12 protein-coding genes are annotated in these 18,842 nt (G+C 42.3%); 1 reads left to right on the top strand and 11 read right to left on the bottom strand.

The genetic code is table 11. The annotated features are described in order from the left end of the window. The first annotated feature begins 196 nt into the window (after positions 1–196). Positions 197–1,075: a helix-turn-helix domain-containing protein gene (locus ACFS6H_RS10655; protein ID WP_386098136.1), complete on the top strand. Its 879-nt coding sequence runs from the start codon at positions 197–199 to the stop codon at positions 1,073–1,075. A 243-nt stretch (positions 1,076–1,318) separates the two neighbouring features. On the opposite strand, the gene ACFS6H_RS10650 is transcribed toward ACFS6H_RS10655, so the two are convergent. From ACFS6H_RS10650 to ACFS6H_RS10600, 11 genes are all read right to left on the bottom strand, one after another. Then, positions 1,319–2,440: a PKD domain-containing protein gene (locus ACFS6H_RS10650; protein ID WP_386098134.1), complete on the bottom strand. Its 1,122-nt coding sequence runs from the start codon at positions 2,438–2,440 to the stop codon at positions 1,319–1,321. Positions 2,441–2,492: 52 nt separating this feature from the next. Further along, positions 2,493–3,305, bottom strand: a complete 813-nt coding sequence (locus ACFS6H_RS10645) for a cyanophycinase (protein ID WP_386098132.1) — start codon at positions 3,303–3,305, stop codon at positions 2,493–2,495. 33 nt (positions 3,306–3,338) lie between these two features. Next, positions 3,339–4,409: an isoaspartyl peptidase/L-asparaginase family protein gene (locus ACFS6H_RS10640; RefSeq protein WP_386098130.1), complete on the bottom strand. Its 1,071-nt coding sequence runs from the start codon at positions 4,407–4,409 to the stop codon at positions 3,339–3,341. A 14-nt stretch (positions 4,410–4,423) separates the two neighbouring features. Further along, positions 4,424–5,479, bottom strand: coding sequence for a cyanophycinase (locus tag ACFS6H_RS10635; RefSeq protein WP_386098128.1), 1,056 nt, complete (start codon positions 5,477–5,479; stop codon positions 4,424–4,426). Between the two features lie 16 nt (positions 5,480–5,495). Further along, entirely contained in the window at positions 5,496–6,914 is a 1,419-nt protein-coding gene (locus ACFS6H_RS10630) for a RagB/SusD family nutrient uptake outer membrane protein (RefSeq protein ID WP_386098126.1), read from the bottom strand. Positions 6,915–6,925: 11 nt separating this feature from the next. Further along, positions 6,926–10,084, bottom strand: a complete 3,159-nt coding sequence (locus tag ACFS6H_RS10625; RefSeq protein ID WP_386098124.1) for a SusC/RagA family TonB-linked outer membrane protein — start codon at positions 10,082–10,084, stop codon at positions 6,926–6,928. A gap of 388 nt (positions 10,085–10,472) precedes the next feature. After that, complete coding sequence (locus ACFS6H_RS10620; RefSeq protein ID WP_386098122.1) at positions 10,473–10,883, bottom strand: OsmC family protein; 411 nt, start codon at positions 10,881–10,883, stop codon at positions 10,473–10,475. Positions 10,884–10,911: 28 nt separating this feature from the next. After that, positions 10,912–11,817: a segregation and condensation protein A gene (locus tag ACFS6H_RS10615; RefSeq protein WP_386098120.1), complete on the bottom strand. Its 906-nt coding sequence runs from the start codon at positions 11,815–11,817 to the stop codon at positions 10,912–10,914. A 73-nt stretch (positions 11,818–11,890) separates the two neighbouring features. Next, positions 11,891–12,268: a large conductance mechanosensitive channel protein MscL gene (gene mscL / locus ACFS6H_RS10610; RefSeq protein WP_386098118.1), complete on the bottom strand. Its 378-nt coding sequence runs from the start codon at positions 12,266–12,268 to the stop codon at positions 11,891–11,893. 79 nt (positions 12,269–12,347) lie between these two features. Then, positions 12,348–13,094: a PPK2 family polyphosphate kinase gene (locus tag ACFS6H_RS10605; RefSeq protein ID WP_386098116.1), complete on the bottom strand. Its 747-nt coding sequence runs from the start codon at positions 13,092–13,094 to the stop codon at positions 12,348–12,350. A gap of 297 nt (positions 13,095–13,391) precedes the next feature. Next, positions 13,392–18,773 carry a S8 family serine peptidase gene (locus tag ACFS6H_RS10600; RefSeq protein WP_386098114.1) on the bottom strand — a complete coding sequence of 1,794 codons (5,382 nt, stop codon included), beginning with the start codon at positions 18,771–18,773 and terminating at the stop codon, positions 13,392–13,394. Positions 18,774–18,842 lie beyond the last annotated feature (69 nt).

Below are 18,842 nucleotides of genomic sequence, written 5' to 3'. Positions count from 1 at the left end.
GTAGCTTACAATAGCGTTTAATAACTAATACTATTTTATCCAATAATGGTATTTTTTAATGTGTTGTTTATACAGTTATAAATATTATCCCTTATTTTACTCATTTTGCAATCGAGTACATAAAGGGCAGTTTTACAATTAAATATGATACTATTTTAACATTTTTATAATATCTTCGGAAAGTCAATTATGCCATATGTACGATAATATTATGCGGGAAATAACGCCCCTTACCAAAAGCGATTGCTTTACCATCTTCTCCCGTGAAAAAGATTATTTCGATTTCCCCTTACACAGCCATGAAGAACTGGAACTGAATTTTATTATGAATGGCAAAGGCGCCCGCCGGGTCATTGGTGATCATATCGGTAATATTGAGAACATGGAACTGGTACTGGTAGGCTCCAACCTGCCGCATGTATGGCAGACCCATGAATGCAACAGCAAGTGCATTAAAGAAACGACCATACAGTTCCACAAAGACCTGCTGGATGAAAAGTTTTTACGCCGCAACCAGTTAAGCTTCATTCGCAAGATGATGGAACAATCTGCCCGTGGCATCCTGTTTTCTGTAGACACTGTTATACAGGTAATGCCCCGTTTAACAGCCCTGAACCATACCCAGGGCTTTGATTCGGTACTGGAGCTACTGTCCCTGTTACACGACCTGTCTATTTCCAGGAATATGACCACGCTATCCGATGCCACTTTCAGCAATGCCGAGTTATCCTATAACAGTAAACGTATTGAAGCAGTTATGGAATATATGGCACATCATTTCCAGGATACCATTACACTGGCCGATGTAGCAAGACTGGTAAATATGACCGAAGTATCATTCAGCCGCTTCTTTAAAGCCAAAACAGGAATTACTTTTGTAGAAAGTTTACTGGAGATGCGCCTGGGACATGCATCACGCATGTTAATAGATACGGCTGATCCGGTATCAGCCATTGCTTACCACTGCGGTTTTAATAATATCTCCAATTTTAATCGTTTATTTAAAAGCCGGAAAAGCTGCACCCCAAAAGAGTTTAGAGAAAACTATACTTACGATAACAGGAAGTTTATTTAATTAATAATTGGGTTGCGTAATTATATTCAATAGTATTACTGCAGTTGAAGAGTGCGACGCAACAAAAGTTCAATCAAGGGAGGGACGTTGGTAAAAAACAAAAATAGCGTGTGTTCTACAACTTAATGCTGTAAAACACACGCTATTTTTATGATCCCGGCGATATTAACACAGATGATCGTTCCTTGCGTCGCACTCTTCAACTGCAGATCGCTAATCAACAGTTAATACCGCATAAGTAAATTATCTTATAAAAAAGTATCTTGGGCTACTTACTCCGGTCAAGAAATTCTCAGGACTAGATCCGTTCAGGTTTGCACGCCTGATAACATTATTTGTTCTATCAGTCCAATATAACTTTCCTGCGGTGTAATCTATTCCTATTCCGGCTACCCTTAATGAGCTTCCAAGTTTTACTACCTCCTGAATATTTGTACCATCTAAATTAGCTTTCATGATGGCTTGTTTACCTCTATCATCATAATAAATTTTACTATTCACATCATCAATAAAAATTGCATACCCAAATATGTCCGGTATAAGTATTTGAGCATTTGTTCCATCCGCATTGGCTATATGTAAATTCTCAGCATTAAAGTCATAAAAATAAATTTTATTGGACTTAGCACTATATGCTACACCTGTAAAATCGGCACCGGTTACGGTTATAAAATCTGTTGTTTCATTAGTACCGTCAAAGTTTACCGTTGAAATATTTTCACCATCGGACCAGTATACTTTTTTGGCTACTGAGTTTACAGCAATGCCATAGGGAGCATCAGCACCTGACGCAATCGTTGTGGCATTAGTTCCGTCAATATCCATACGCACTATACTTCCAGCATCTTCATTAGTATAATACAACTGATCATCTACGGCGTCATAAGCAATACCCAATCCGGTTTTACCAGAAATATCAGCAATTTGTACAGGTACCGAGCCTGGGGCAACTGCCATCTTTTTTATAAGATCTACACCATACTCCATAAAATATAAGGCTTCTCTACCTGGTGCCGGAGCATTTGGATCTATAATGGTAACATCTTTTGAAAAAGTACCTGTGCCGCCTGCACCTACAGCTTTTAATACAACACTATAAACTCCGGCATCGGGATATACTTTTTTAGGATTTGCTTCGGTTGACGTTGTACCATCACCAAAATCCCAGGTATATGTTTCTGCATTTAAAGATTCATTTTTAAACTGAATCTCATCGCCCATCTCAAATCCTGTGCTGGTTATGGTATAAAAACTTTTAACTGTAGGTGCCAGGTCTTTAAAATTATAACTATCTTTTTTACATCCTGTTGCTATTGCCAGCAGCAGCATTAATGCCGGGAATAGTCTTTTTACTATAGTCATCATTTGCATATTTTAGTTTTGTAGCGGCTGATTGTTCTGCCGAATGTTATTATTATTATAAGGTAAAGCTTTGCCCGGCCGAATACAGGGAAAGCTGTGCATTTTTAAAACTTATTTTATCGGTACCGAATAATTTCAGTTTTTTGGGCTTTGCCAGTACCACCACCTGGCTTTCACCTGTAACGGTTGCTTTTTTCCCGGTAACAATAATGGCAGTACTTTCATCAATGCCAATTACCGTTTTATCAGGATGATCGCCCAGTACACTTAAAAGACGGTTGTACCGGCTGCGTTTAATAAAGTGCTGATCTATGATAGCGCCGGAAATAAAGCCCATACCCTGTGAAGTAACAGCGCTGTTCACTTTTACCTCTTTAAAGGCATCGCTGCTTTTTTTGCCTTTATCTTCACCGGTGATCATGATCTGCGACATAACAGCTGCCCCGGCACTGGTGCCTGCAATAGTGCCGCCGTTCTTAAAAGCCAAATGCATGGCATCATACAGTTTGGTACCCTGCACTACGGCCATAAATTTATTCTGATCCCCGCCGGTGATATAGATCATCCTCGCATTTTTAACCGAGTCAATCCAGCTTTGGTTATCATTTGCCTGCTCTTTTGAAAAATTAAAACTGGTTATCTTATTTGTACAAATAGACGTTAGCTGTGAACTGATATAACTCACCGATTCTTCCGGGACACTGGTTGCCATGGGTAAAATAACGATATAATCATTCGCCCTGAGCTTCGCGGTCTCCACCATCGTTTTGGTCAGTACATCCGATCTTTCACCCCCACCTATAATAAACAGGCTGCCTTTATTTTGTGCATGAGCAAACAATACTGCACTGATAAAAGCAACTAACAAGAGACTCTTTTTAAAAAAATTATATTGCATTACTTATTTATAAATTTGAATTGATATTTTTCCATTTTCATCTACGGTACCACGATACATACCGGAAGTATTGAATTCCATAGCCACTTTGCCGGACTTATCCAGGCCAATTATACCGCCATCACCGCCTAACTTACCTATTTCTTCAATTACCTGTTTGGCAGCATCAGTAATAGAAAGTTTTTTCAACTCAATCAGCGATGACATCCTGTTAGCAGCTACTTCCCTGATATAGTATTCACCCCAGCCTGTACAGGAAATACCGGCCGTAGCATTATTACAATAAGTGCCGGCGCCAATGATAGGAGAATCACCTACCCTGCCATATTTTTTATTGGTCATACCACCTGTAGATGTGCCGGCAGCAAGGTTGCCTTTCCCGTCTAATGCCACGGCACCCACTGTTCCGAATTTTTTGTCACGGTCCGATATACCTGATATCCTGCTTTTTTTAATATCAGCATCGCTCACAGAAGCCGCCCTGCCGTTCTCTTCTTCTTTTATGGTTCGTTGCAACTGATCCCAGCGCTCCTGTGTAAAAAAGTAAGACGGAGGAACCGTATCACATCCGTTGGCCGCCGCAAACTGTTCTGCTCCTTTCCCCACCATCATCACATGCTCCGATTTCTCCATAACAGCTATTGCTGCATTGATCGGGTTTTTAATATTGGTAACACCAGCCACAGCACCCGCTTTCAGGGATGAACCATCCATAATAGAAGCATCTAACTCATTTTTACCTTCATGGGTAAATACAGCTCCTTTACCGGCATTGAATAGCGGAGAGTTTTCCATGATGTTAATGGCAGCCTGTACTGCTTCTACAGATGTTTTACCCTGTTTCAGTAAATCATACCCGGCCTGCAGCGCTTCCGTTAAGGCAGCGGTATAGGCTTTTTCTTTTTCAGGTGTCATCAAACTCTTTTCAATGGTACCTGCCCCGCCATGAATCACCATGACATATTTTGAAGTATCGCTGTTTGTTGTAGTGGTGGTGGTTGTTTGATCCTTGCAGGCAAACAAGACCAGGCTACAGCTTACAACAAACCCAATTGTTTTAAAAATATTTTTCATCTTTTTTAATTATACTATTGACTAACTATTATCATATTGCCTGCTACAATGGACCACCAGTAGGATTCCAGCCCCAAAGTATTGGCAGGTTCAAATGTGTTTAAGTTAAATTGATTATTCCTTACAGCAGCCGATATAACCGAAGCATGAATAGCTTTCCCATCATTATTCCAGGTAACAGTCTGGTTGGCATTAAGCGTTTCCGGTGCTTTACCTGTACTGGTTTTCAGGAAAAAAGCCTTGTTGGTCCCCAATACTTCAGCCATACCATTTTCATCTATACAAACCGCAGTTCTTTCATCCACCGCAATGGCATTGGGGGTTTTACTCCAGTCTTTCATAATGCGTCCCAGGAAAACCGCCGAACGTCCTTCACGGGTCCTTTGTGAAAAGTGCTGATCGGTAATCACGTTCTGCAAAAAAGGCGCCTGTAAAAAATCATCCCTGCCAATGGTTATGGTTTGCGCATACGGATTTGCCAAGGCCTCAGCCGAAGTAACACTTCCTCTTTCCCCGGTATAATAATAATTACTCAGGATAGCCGCGCCGGCGCTTGTTCCGCCTACCGGTACTTTCTTTTCATTCAACAGGTAATTAATAGCGGCCATTACTTTGGTACCTTTCCAGTACCCGGTATAATCGGACTGGTCGCCGCCGGCAATGAACAACATTTCAGCATTCCTTATAATGCGGGCCACGCCATCATCATCAGCCAGTTTACGGGAATCGATCTTCAGGGTTTCCACCGAGTTAACGGTACCCAGGTTTTTTACGTAAGGGTTATAGGCATCCGTGCCTGTAGCTCTTATGATCACTACATCCCCGCCACCGCTTCTGCTGATCATCCATTGAAAGGCCGCATCCACATCTGTACCGCCGCCCATGATCACCATGCCTGCTTTAGTAGTGGTTTGTACATCGGCAGTATCACCCACCACCCCGATAGAAGAAGGACGGGCCACGGGATTAGTGGGCGTTGGTACACCCGGATCAAACGGGTTTAAAGAATCCGATTTACTACAGGCCGTTAACAGCACAAACCCGATAAACAGTGAACTAAATCTTTTCATTATTCAAAAAACGGTATTACTGGTAATTAGGGTTTTGACGCATATTCTTATTCACATTCATTTCAAGTAAGGCAATAGGGAAACAGTATTGTGCCGCAGTTGTCTCCAGTTTAATAGCACCTGATGTATTAACCGCATCCTGGGCGGTACGTTCAACCGGTAAGTTCCTGCGTTTTAAATCAAAGAAACGATGTCCCTCGAAAGCCAGTTCTTTAAACCTTTCGTTATAGATAGCCGTTACAAGACTTGCTTTATCAGCGAAGGTCTGATCGGTATAATTATAGATCCTCGCTCTTCTTAATTCGTTCAATGTTTGTGCTGCAGCAGTGATGCCAGCTGGTGTATTATTATTTTCCAGTTCGGCTTCTGCTTTGATCAGGTACATTTCACCGGTACGGAAAAGCTTAACGGCAGCCAGCCCGGGATTGGTAACAGGATTACCACCTACGTATTTTTTAACGAGGTAAGCCGATTTTACACCACCGGAATTATCCTGCCTGGCCTGGTTGTAGGTGATATAGGAATTGAACCTGATATCATCGGTACGGTTAAATGTGTTTATCAATTTGAAGGAAGGTGCATATAAAACGATATCACCTGTCTGGCGGAAAAATATGCTCCCTATTGCGCCGTCACCAACTATTCTTGCCAATCTCCACACTACTTCTGACTGGCTGTTATCGGTCCATATTTTATCAAAGTCATTTTTCGGGGCCAGGGGTTCGCTCGCTATTACCTCCGAGGCATAAGTAATGGCATCCGGCCAGTTTTTTTCGTAAAGGGCTACCCTTGCCTGTATGGCTGATATGGCAGTCCGGGTGATCCTGGTATTATCATTAAAACCGGCGGGAATCAGTTCTTTTGCTGCTTTCAGATCAGCATTGATATTATCAAAGTTTGACTTTACCGTTTCCCTGGCTGGTGAACCTACTTTACGTTCTTTCATATAAGGTACGCCCATGCCATCAGGATTATAAGAGGATGCATACGCTCTTAATAATTCAAAATGGCTATAGGCTTTTACTGCCAGCAGTTCACCATGATACTGGTTTAATAACGACTGCGTATTTGCATTTACCGGAACATTGGGCAATGCTTCTATTACCCTGTTGGCCCGGTCAATCACATCATAGTATTCATACCAGGCCGATGTTACAGAACCCGAACCGGAATTATACAGCCACCTGTGCTGCTCGGTATTCGATACCGTATTTTCGGTGGGAAACATGACTTCATCTGAAACAATAGCGCCTGCTTCAATAAGCGAAGCGCCCAGGGGTGCGTAAGTCCCCAATACACCCATGTTTACATCATTCAGGTTACGGAATGCTCTTGAAGGATCAATAGAATCCTTAGGACCGGCATCCATTTTTTTACAAGATTGAAACACAACCCCTGTCGATACTAATAAAATAAATATATTCTTGATATTCATAAAATTTCAAATTAAAAGTTAACACTAATTCCACCTGTGTACTTACGGGCATTGGGATATTCAAAACGGCCGTACACCCTGTTATTTTCAGGATCCAATCCTCTCCATGATGTCCAGGTAAATAGGTTCTGTCCCTGAACAAAAATGTCAACAGATTTTAAAACTTTTACTTTATTTAATAATGCAGCAGGTACGCTGTAATTCAGCCTCAGGTTTCTTAAACGCATAAAGGCAGCGTCCTGGATATCTTTCGAGGTAAAACGTCTTGGTATATCAATGCGTTGTAAAGTGGCAATATCACCCGGCTTTTTCCAGCGGTCATATAACATCCTCTTGCTCTGGTTACTGGTCATATAGGCCTGGTTCTCGATATAAAAATCGATATTATTCCAGCGGTCAATGCCGGTAACAAAAGAGAACAATGCACTTAATGTAAAGTCTTTCCAGCGCACATCGGTAGTAATACCACCTGTTAGTTTAGGGAACATACTTGCCGAAAGCGGTACAGATTGTACATCCGCATTATATACATTGGTTACAGTACCATCAGGATTATAGTATAAAGCATCACCATTGGCAGGATCAACGCCGGCCCATCTTGGAGCATAATAAGTACCATAAGGCATGCCTACTTTAATAACCCTTGTATCACCATCCGGCATTTGATCAGTCAAATCGGCTACGCGTAAAATCCGGTTTTCATTGAACGCACCATTAATGCCTACATTCCAGTTGAAATTTTTCTCTTTTATAATATCACCACTCAAACTCAATTCAATACCCCTGTTTCTCATACGGCCTGTACTTAACATTACAGAAGTACCTACGCCGCCGCCGGCAGTAGCCGATACATCCTGTTCGATAAACATGCCTTTAGTTACTTTGTTATACCAGTCAAATACCACTTTTATTCTTTGTGAGGCAAAAAGTGACAGATCAAAACCGGCATTAAACTCATCTACATACTCCCAATCAAAATCAGGATTACCAAGATTGGAAGGACGGATCGTTCCCTGTCCGTTATATGTACCTGTTACTGAATAGGTGGGGTAATAACCAAAAATACTACCAAAAGGACTGGCCGTTTGACCATAACTTGCCCTTAAACGTAATGCCGAAATAAGACTTACATCACTTAAAAATTGCTCCTGTTTTGCATCCCAGGTAGCGCCAAAAGAATAGAATCCGTGCCAGCGATTTTTTTCAGGCACCCAGGATAAGGATGCCCCATCATACCTGTAGCTGGCAGTAATGGTATATTTATTATTAAGTGTGTACCGGCCTACACCCATTAAAGATGACATAACGGTGCCTGAACGTCCTCCATCTAATGTAGCAGGAAAAGTGGAAGCTCCTGTAATACCATTGGGATCATCATATAAACGGTCATCTAAACGATAGCCCCTGTAACTAAAGGCCCGGGAATTGTTTTGGAGGTATTCAAAAAATCCGGATACTTCAAAATCATGTATATCTATTCTTCTTTTATAGGTAAGTCCCGAGGTAGAAACAAGGTTAAAGTTTCTTCTAAACCCTTCTCCAAAGTAACCTGCCTGGCCGGTTTGACGGCTACCTATATAAGATGAAGGATTGATATAGGCTTCATCGACTGAGTTTCTCAAATCTATACCAGCACGTGTAGTAATTTTCAAACCCTTCACTATTTCGTAACCCAGGTCTATACCCAATGTTGTTTTAAATTGCTGCGTTTTATCAGAGGTTCCGTATAGCACATCTATACCACGGCTTCCTTCACGGGTATCGTATACAGTGGCAGTTTGATCCGTTGGATGAAACACACCATCCGCTGTATAAGGGTATTCATAAGGCAAAGCATAGTATACCGATGCCATGGGCGATCCAACTCCGGTACCACCTTCATTGTAGGTAAATTTAGAATCGGAATAACCCAGGTTCAGGTTAATACCGGCAGTAAACTTGCCATAATTTAAGTTAGTATTACTGCGTAAGGAAAATCTTTTCATTCCTGTTTCCTTTACAATGCCATCTTCCTTCCAAAAACTGATAGCATTGTAGGTTTGTACATTTTCACCGCCACCACTCAGGTTAATCTGTTGTTCCATGAAAGTAGAGTTCTGGAAAAACATATCTCTCCAGTCCGTATTCATGGTCCTTAAACTATCCAGTATAAAATCAGCACGTTGCTGCCATGCCGCCGATTGAGTAGCATAGTTAGGGTTTAAAGGAGAGAACCTCCAGCCCGGGCCAATATCCCGTCCTGTTTCCGAGCCTACTTCTTCTTCAAATTTCAGACGCTCTGTTGCATCGGTCATTTCAAACACAGGCTGTGTAAGGGTAGAGATACCATACTGTGAGCTATAACCGATACTTAATCGTCCTTTGCGACCTTTTTTAGTGGTAATAACAATTACACCATTAGATCCGCGGGAGCCATACAATGCTTTTGCTGATGCATCTTTCAATACATTCATAGACTCTATATCCTCGGGATTAAGTGTCTGGAAATAACCATTCTCAATAGGAATACCATCCATGATATATAATGGTTGTGTAGAGCCATTAATAGTTCCAATACCTCGTATCACCACCGCTGCACTTTGTCCCGGCTGACCTGAACTGGAAAGTACGCTAAGCCCCGGTACACGTCCCTGCAGGATCTGGTCAACAGAACTCATGGGCACTTTATTGATATCACCAGCTTTTACCACAGAGGAAGCACTGGGGCTTTTGCTGCGGGAATAGCTGGTATAACCGGTAACCGTAACCTGTTCCAGGTCGTTTACATTTTGCTGAAGTGTAATGGATAAACGGCTTTCGGCACCCACTTTAACCGTTTTACTGATATAGGAAATATGAGAAAAGACCAGGTCTTCACCTTCATTGGCCTCAATGGTGAAGGTACCGTCCAATGTTGTAGTCACCGTAGCCTTTCGGTTATTTACACTTACGGCCACGCCTGCAACCGGCTTACCCTCTTCGTCAATAACGGTTCCGGTAATCGTTTTAAAAAAACCAGCTTCCTCACGGGGATTTATTTCATAACCGGTAATCGTTTTAAATCCTGTAGTTCCGGCATTGGACTGCAATGCTAAAAACAGGGAGCTCCCTATAATTGCCCCGTTTTTAATGATCCCTTTTAAAAAAGGTAGCCCGGGACTTCCTTTTTTTGCATAACGCATTTCTCTCATATTCAATTAATATTAGTTTTTAACTGCTGTAAATTAGGTTTTTATATTCTTATAAATGAAAAAATATATGTGTAAATACTTACCGTTTATCCTTTAACATTTTATTGATGTATGTTAAGGGAATATGCAGTTTTTTGCAGCCGTAAAAAATACAAATGTTAGTTATTGTATAAAGAAAAATACCAGCCTGTTCAGCTTAAATGGGAGCTGCTAACCCGGATATTCAAGTTAAAACAGAAGGAGAGAAAGAGAAGGTTCATGGAATGGCCGGCGCCAGCAGGTGGTTCTGTGAGGATAGGGAAACACCTGGAAATGCTCATGAATCATAAACGAAGAAGTATGTCCTGTTCAACAATAACGTGTAAGCTGAACAGGACATACTTAACAGTTATACCAGTTTATATTCTATGGTAATAGTAGTATTTAATAACTTACTGATAGGACAGTTTTCTTTTGCATCCAATACGGCATTGGAGAAGGCCGCTTCGTCAATCCCTGGTACGGTAGCACTTACTTCGAGGTGGCTTTGCGTAACAGCACCATTTTCAAAAGTAATTATACATTTGGTATCAATATTATCCGCTGTAAAGCCTGCTTCATTCAATACAAAGCTCAGCTTCATGGTAAAACAACCCGAATGAGCGGCTGCGATCAGTTCTTCAGGGTTAGTGCCAATACCTTCTTCAAAGCGGCTTAAGAAAGAGTATTGTGTATTGTTTAATACGCCCGATTGGGTACTGGTAGTACCTTTTCCGTCTTTACCGGAACCTTTCCAGTTGGCTGTAGCTGTACGTTTCATGTTTGAATATTTTAAAGGTTATAGAAGGTTAAACGTCAGTATCTTCTTCTTTATTACCGGCTTCACCCGTTGGCTCAGTACCGGCAGTATCATCACCGGACTGGTTCACGTCCTCATTCTCCTCTTTCCAGGCTCCGGCTTCTTCCTGCATTCTTTTTTCTTCCTCCAGCTCAACCAGCCTGTCTTCAGGAGAGTTGTATTCGAGGATAAAATTATTCGTGCCTTCACCGATCATGATCTTCATGTATTTCTGCTGCACCAGTTCAAGCAGGGATAAGAAAAGGAAAATTGCATGTACCCTGTTTTCCGCACGCTGGAATATTTTTTCAAATGAAACCGTTTTATCCTGCTCTACCAGGGTTAACATATCCTGGCGGCTGTCATCCATGGTATACCGGTATTGCACCACGGTGTGTACCGGTTTGTTCACCCTGTCCGAGTATTTCTGCATGGCTTTTTCAAAAGCCTTCATTAATTTAAACAGGGTAATATTTTGTATCTCGGTACCTTCACTGGCTTCCTCACCTATACCGGAAAGTTCTTTTTGTATGTTACCGCGTTTTACCATTAACATACGCAGGGCTTCCATCTCGGCCATCTGGGCAGAAGCTTCCTTAAACTTCTTGTACTCCAGCAGCTTACTTACCAGCTCGTCCCGGGGATCTATCTCCTTACCATCCGCATCTACCTCCTTACGGGGGATCAGCATTTTTGCCTTGATACGCATGAGGGTAGAAATAAACAGGATAAATTCACTGGACATTTCAATATTCAGTGATTCCTGTTGTTGTATATAACCTAAAAAGTCGTTGGTAATACGGGTAATGGGAATATTGTAGATATCCAGTTCATCACGTTCAATAAAAAACAACAACAGGTCGAAGGGACCTTCAAACTGCGGAAGTTTTATCTGATAAGAAGCCGGTGTTGACATGTTCACAAAAAATTAAAAAGCCCTCCCGGGTGATTTCCCGGCAGGGCTCAAAATTACGGAATTATATTTTGCCTTACTTTTTTAAGGAATCGCGGATCTCACGCAGTAAAAGAACCTCTTCAGAAGGCGGTGCAGGAGCAGCCGGGGCAGCTTCTTCCTTCTTTTTCAGCTTGTTAATTGCTTTTACCACCAGGAACAAGAATCCGGCAATGGCTACAAATTTAATGATCGCTGAAATGGCCATACCATAGCGAAGTTCAGCACTTCCTACTGTCAAGGCCAATGAGTTAAAATCGATACCGCCGGTTATCATACCTATGATGGGCATTAAAATATGATCGACAACGGCACCAACAATAGCGTTAAAAGCAACACCTAATACAGTGGCCACTGCCAGGTCCACCACATTGCCTTTAACAGCAAATTCTTTAAATTCCTTTAAAAATGCCATACAGAATGAAATTAAGAGTTATAAAATAGTGTTTTTTAGTCAGGGTCAAAATACGGAGTAAATTGATAAATTACCAATTTTACTTTTCCAACTGGGGATATTTCATATCCAGGCTTTTCAGCAGATCATAAAATGCCTTGGCCACCGTATATTCTTTTACCCAGTTCTGATCCGCCGGGGTAATGATCCATTCGGGTTGGTTGCAGTTATTAAAACAGTCCTCGTACATGGTCATGTATTTATCCCAGCGTTTGGATTCTTCCATATCCGAGGCATTGTATTTCCACATTTTTTTAGGATCTTCTATACGCTCCGCCAATCTTTCGTGCTGCTCTTTCTGCGAGATATGCAGGTAAAATTTGAGGATATGCGTATTATTATGCTCCTGCAACAGGTATTCAAAGTCGTTGATGGAACGCATTCTTTTTTTTGCCAGTTCATCATCGCACCAGCCATGCACCCTGGTAATTAAAATATCTTCGTAATGCGAACGGTTAAATACACCGATCATGCCTTTTTCGGGTGTATGGTCATGTATACGCCATAAAAAATCGTGGGCCAGTTCTTCTTTGGTAGGTGTTTTAAAAGAAGTAACCTGTACACCCTGCGGGTTCATTTGCCCGAAAATATTACGGATAGTACCATCCTTACCACTGGCATCCATTCCCTGCAAAATAATAAGCACCGAATGTTTCCCCTCGGCATATAACAGGTTTTGTAATTCATCCAGCTCTTCAATTATTTTAGCAGTCTTTTCCTTTATCGTTGTTTTGTCCCAGCCTTCGGGGGCTCTTGTACTGATATCCTTTAGTTTGATCTTGCCCATAATGGTTTTGATGTTTATTGCAATTTATATAAGATGTTACGGAAATAAAATTTTCCGGGTTATTCTTTTACAGGTGTTTCAGGTACAACAAATACCTGACCAAAATTGTCATTACACCATATGCACGTTTTTTAGGGCGAGGGATGGCAGCGGCATCCTTTTGTACTGCGCGGCTTGTGTGGTGCCGGACAAAAGATACAGCGTACAGCCCGGTACCCGGTTTTATTGTAACAGATACAGTGTAACTGTTCATGATCTATCCTGGTTGTTGTTGTGCCTGTGACCGGGGACGCCCCCTTATTTTTTTAATACCTTAAAGCTTTCCGTTGTACTGCCGTTACTGATCGTAATTAAATACAGGCCACTACCGGCTGCCTGCAAATGCAGTTGCTCCTTTTGTAAAAAGCCGTTGCCGGTCCAGTTACCCGAATACACCAGCTTGCCTACCCCATCGTGTACAGAAACAGTAATCCTTTGCCCGTTCACCGCCTGGAATACCACGTTAAATAAACCTGGTGATGGATTAGGATAAACGGTCCACCCCGCTTCATTGGTAAATAATACCGGCTGTACATCCGAATACCGGTAAGTACCATCCTGGTCGATGATCTTTAGCCTGTAATAACGTACACCTGATTTAGCCAATTCAGTATCGTTATAAGTATAATTATTAACCTGTTCGCCACTGTTATTGGCGGCAGGCACTTCCCCTAACTTATTGTAATTACCGGCTGCAAAAGCCGCATTCCCCCTGGCTACTTCAATTTCAAAACGCCCGGCATTTATTTCAAACTGTGTGCTCCACTGTAATAAAGCATCTTTATCGTTTGCTGCCTTGTTTGCTGTAAAACTATTCAGTTGTAAGGATAATGGCCGGGTAGCTGCGGGACCTCCGTTGTTTAACCAGAATTCTGAGAATGATTTCACTTTATACTCGGCATAGTACCCCTGTGCATAAGGCACTTTCACCACTTTATGCGGTGGAATAAATTGCCAGCTCAATAGATGATTGTTCAGTATACTGCCATCCTCGGCTATTTTACTGGTATCGGTATATTTTGATACCCCTAATTTATAGGCCGAAGCGGGTTTATCGCAGCCAGTACAGCTTGTGGCCTGTAATAAGCGTTCGGTCTCCGTATCTAAAAAATAAAACCTTACGCTAACCGAATCTGTGAGCGTTGTATTAGCCGGCTGTACCGTGATATTTCTATCGTGATAATATTGATTATCCTTATTACGTACAGCGCCTGTATTGATATAAGCCTGTACCCTGGTATTACCAAGTGTTTGTCCGTTGGGGTTTACAGATGCTATCACCTGCTGGCCTGTGGTAAAATGTGTCCATCCTGAGCCTGAAACATTATTAACGGTAACAGCATTGGATAATGTGGGGCCATCGTAGATATCATAGTTTTTATCGAAAATATGTATATCGTCAATCGCGATACCCTCCCTGCTTACAAAAGGATCGGTTTGCAAAACAACCCTTAATCTTAATTGACTAAGTCCGGCAGGTAAAGGAATACTGGCTACATGCCAGGTGGTATAATCCTGTATACTCCATAAAGGCCCCAGCGAGGTTATCTGGCGGTTGTACCAGTTTTTACCCTGGCCAAAAGATCCCAATTTATTCCAGTTTGTTCCATCAGCTGAGTATTCCACCCATGCAATATCACAGGCCGAGCTGCCGCAATCTTCCAGGTCAAGGCTTAAACTCATACTAAGCATAGGATTAACAAGCCCAGATATATTGTAACAGGGTGAGTATAGATAAGATTGTTCCGCATCGTTATAATTGCCCGTTAAATTAGTTTTCCAGGCTTTGGAGCCGCTGGCTGCCCCCTTTACTTTAGCAGTGGCCGGTGTACCATATTGCCATGATACATTGGTACCTGTTGCAAACCAATGTCCATCGCTGTTCTCAAAATTTTCCAGGTGAGGGAAACTGGTAATCAGCGGAAGGGCCCTGACCGTTTTTTTGATCGTATCGTTTAAGCGATAGGTATCCGATGCATAATCCACCCAGGCATCCAGCTGATGGGTGCCCAAAGCAGACAGATCGGCTTTCTGTGTAAACTCATAGGTTATGCTGCTATTAGCCGCAATAGATGGTATAGAGCCGTTCACAACGGTGCCATTATTCAGCCGGTATTTTACCGGTATGTTATTTAATACCTGGCTGCTGCTGTTCCTCACTACTATTTTTACCGGCACTGCATTACTCAATGCACAACCGGCAATAGCCGGCGTATCGATCCTTATCAACTGCAGGTCGTTTTGTACCATGTATAACTGCAACTCATCAATAGTATACCCGGCCCCGTTTACATTGTCGGCAACCAGGTTAGTGCCCCATTGCCCCCAGCGTACCTGGAAACTACCGGAGAATTGCTGGCCTGCATTTTTTAACAGGTTACTCAACTCCAGGCTTGAAGATCTTTTAACCCTTCCCACCCTGTCCTGCTGTGCAAAGAGGTCATAGGCTTCCAGCCAGTTATCGGTATCCCGGCCCCTGATCCATACCTTGTTTGCAGGATTGGCTTCCTGGTTATGGTGTTTAAATAAAAAGTCGAAACGGAGGTCCTGGGTATTGACATCATAACCCGAAAGATTAAAGGTGGCCGTGAGTGAATCGGTTGTGCCGCCATTGTACCTGTCAGCATCTAAAGTAAATGACCTGTTACCCGCAATAGCAAGACCGGTATTTACAAAACTCCTTAACCTTCCCCATTGGGTACTGGAAACAAAATCGTACCGATCACCTCCCGGTAAACCGGTGGTTTTGGAAAAATATTCCAGCGGGGCAATGGTTTCCACATTATCGGTAAAGGCATTGGCAAGTGTAATGACCAGCGGTTCATTGGGCAGGTGTTTTACCAGCACGCTTACCGTATCATTGGAACGGTTAGGATCAACAGCCGCCAGGTTCTCCACAACCGCCATTAACTGGTAATTACCAATGGCGGAAAAGTTATACGGCACAGTGAATTGCTGCGTAACAGTCTCCAGGGCATTTAAGGGAACACCGGCCTGTGTGGCCTGTAATATATTATTAACAAAGTATTTTACCTGGTAATTATTTGCTGCCGCATTATCCAGGTTTTTAACACTGATCACCACCGGTGTGACAACGCCTAATGCAGAACTGGTATTTGCCCGGCCGGACACGGGTGATATAATGGCATTTAATTTCAGGTCATTATCACTGTAAGAAGCGGCACAGGTTCCACTGTTAGGTATAATAGCCTGTGCAACTGAACGCTGTCCGTATGCCTCGTGTAAACGGGCCCGCATACTTACCCAATAGACACTGTCTTTAGAAAGGCCACTGATAACGTAATCATTTACATTGCTGGCCACAGTAGCAACAGTCTGCATACTGTCTTTTCTGAATAATAATATATCATAACCGGTTGCACCCGGTACACTGGCCCAGTTTACATTAATATATCCTTCACATTGTACACCGGAGAAGTTGAAAGCCGGTGTATTAATGATCGTAAAACTATTACCGGTACTCACCAAAGAAGTTCCGTTCCGGGTGATCCTGATCTTAGCGTCCCTGGTTTGGATATTCACCGGTGTAGTCCATAGTAATTGCCGTAAGGCCGGTGCTACATTATTACTGATAATAACCCAGCTTGCACCATTATCCAAAGTATATTCAATGGTAAAGGTTTTATCATTCTCGCCAAAAGCGTCCCAGGTAATGAGTACGTTTTCATTGTTAAAAAAAGATTCGCTACCGGTTGGATAGGTAGCCGTTACGGATACAGGAACAAAGTCGTAGGCTATAAAATAATCCTGCCGCGGATTTTGCGCAATAGCCGTTCCTTTTACCGCAATGGTATAATTACCGGCACCCGGGTTATCAATGACCACCTGTTCAATATTATTGATATTATCAACACCGGTCTGCGCAACCGCTGTAACATTGGCGGGCAGTGTATCTAATTTCTGAGGATAAACCACAGTTGCAGCAGGTGTGGTAACTGTAAGATCAAGATTATTGACCAGGGTTTGTTTTGCCATAGGCGCAGCTGCAGGATCGTTCCAGTATAACAATACTTTTAACTGTGCCGTATTAGGAGGCACTGTCACTAATACATTTTTAGTTTGCGCAGTAGCTACCGAATCATGTACATATTGTTCTGCCTCCAGCATAGTTACTGAACGCAACAGGTTCATAAATCCAAAGCCATAAGCATAATCGGGGCCGGGCCTGCCAACATCTGTGGCGCCATTTACCAGTAAGGTTTTCATTAACCCGTTCCGGGGATTATTACCCCCGTGCAGTTGTTTATATCGTTGGTATAATAAAGCAAGGCCACCTGCAACTGCCGGTGAAGCCATACTGGTACCGCTGTTACTACCATAATTATTGGTTGGTGTAGTAGACACAACAGCAGTTCCCTGCGCCGTTATCTCCGGTTTTATCCGGCCATCCCTTACCGGTCCTTTACTGGACCCGTTGGCAATGACCAATGCAGAAGAGGTGTTACCCACCGTAATAGCATTTTTGGAACTCTGATAAGCGCCCAATACATTGCTATACCCATTTGTATAAGTTAAACAATTATAATTACCGCTATTGCCTGCAGCAAATACATGCTGTAAATGGGGATATTGGTTTATCTGCTGATCCGTAATGGATGAATACAGATCATATACCCCGAAACTATTACAATCATCCACAATATTACCATAGGAATTATTGGTAATGACCATGCCATAATCCTGTATATAAGCGGGCGTATTGAGGATGATATTGGAAAATTGTTGTGCAATGATGGTTGCCCGGGGTGCCATTCCTTTATACAGTTCGGCCCGGATACCGGCTCCTGCTGCCGTACCCATTACATGCAGTCCATGATGCCCGCCCGCAGCGGGTGACCTGTTAATCAGGTTTCCGCTGACATCCACATGATTGGTCGGGTTTGAATCATCGCCAATACCAATCACCACGTCTTTACCGTTCAACCCTCTACCCTGAACCGATTGTAATAAACGTGCTTTGGTAATATTGGTACTGTTGATGTTCAAAGTCCGGTCCTCCGGTAATACCGATTGCAGGTAAGTAATAAATGGTAATTGTGCGAGCCTTTCTAAATCGGTAATATTTATGCGAACCGTCAGTATATGATAGGCTTTATATGCATCATTAACCACTTCAAATTGTTGCTGTTCCAATTCACGCAACGCCATTTCCATATCGGCAGCATTTACCACACTAATAACAATATCCGTTTTACCGGCAGTACGTTGTGCATAAGCGGGGGTAATAGCTTTTTGCAGGCTTTCGGCCATTTTCTGGGACGGGCTGATATTTAAAACTGCCCGGGCTTTGACTGTTTTTAATATTTGGGCGTCCAGTTTACCGGTTACATAAGCCAGGTAGGTATTAGCCGAAACATAATCCTGTATCACAATACCCTGGCGGCGCAGTGTTTCTTTCCGGCTTTCATCCGGTAACTCATAAAACTGTAAAAAGTAAAGTGTGTGGTTATTGGTAGTGCCGGCTTTACTTTCAATAAGTTTAAGGGCCGTATCACTGATATTTTCCTGCGGGATAAATTTTTTGTCCTGTAGTTGCAGCTGGAATTGTATATCTTTTTGTGCATGCAATACACTTGTTGCAGTGCATAAAAAGCACAACCACAATAGACCTGGTTTCATAAGCGGAGTTTAGTACTCAAAATTAATATAATTCATAAGACTACATAATTTTAACCGGTACAAAATGAA

This window comes from Terrimonas rubra (assembly GCF_042686025.1).
In the GTDB taxonomy this organism is placed as follows: domain Bacteria; phylum Bacteroidota; class Bacteroidia; order Chitinophagales; family Chitinophagaceae; genus Terrimonas; species Terrimonas rubra.
The sequence above is the reverse complement of the archived record's forward strand: the minus strand, read 5'-3'. Positions and strand labels throughout refer to the sequence as shown.

Excerpts from the sequence above, each read along its gene's own strand:
- ACFS6H_RS10655 (WP_386098136.1), top strand. The coding sequence starts at position 197 with ATGTACGATAATATTATGCGGGAAATAACGCCCCTTACCAAAAGCGAT.
- ACFS6H_RS10650 (WP_386098134.1), bottom strand. The coding sequence starts at position 2,440 with ATGATGACTATAGTAAAAAGACTATTCCCGGCATTAATGCTGCTGCTG.
- ACFS6H_RS10640 (WP_386098130.1), bottom strand. The coding sequence starts at position 4,409 with ATGAAAAATATTTTTAAAACAATTGGGTTTGTTGTAAGCTGTAGCCTG.
- ACFS6H_RS10635 (WP_386098128.1), bottom strand. The coding sequence starts at position 5,479 with ATGAAAAGATTTAGTTCACTGTTTATCGGGTTTGTGCTGTTAACGGCC.
- ACFS6H_RS10630 (WP_386098126.1), bottom strand. The coding sequence starts at position 6,914 with ATGAATATCAAGAATATATTTATTTTATTAGTATCGACAGGGGTTGTG.
- ACFS6H_RS10625 (WP_386098124.1), bottom strand. The coding sequence starts at position 10,084 with ATGAGAGAAATGCGTTATGCAAAAAAAGGAAGTCCCGGGCTACCTTTT.
- ACFS6H_RS10620 (WP_386098122.1), bottom strand. The coding sequence starts at position 10,883 with ATGAAACGTACAGCTACAGCCAACTGGAAAGGTTCCGGTAAAGACGGA.
- ACFS6H_RS10615 (WP_386098120.1), bottom strand. The coding sequence starts at position 11,817 with ATGTCAACACCGGCTTCTTATCAGATAAAACTTCCGCAGTTTGAAGGT.
- mscL (WP_386098118.1), bottom strand. The coding sequence starts at position 12,268 with ATGGCATTTTTAAAGGAATTTAAAGAATTTGCTGTTAAAGGCAATGTG.
- ACFS6H_RS10605 (WP_386098116.1), bottom strand. The coding sequence starts at position 13,094 with ATGGGCAAGATCAAACTAAAGGATATCAGTACAAGAGCCCCCGAAGGC.
- ACFS6H_RS10600 (WP_386098114.1), bottom strand. The coding sequence starts at position 18,773 with ATGAAACCAGGTCTATTGTGGTTGTGCTTTTTATGCACTGCAACAAGT.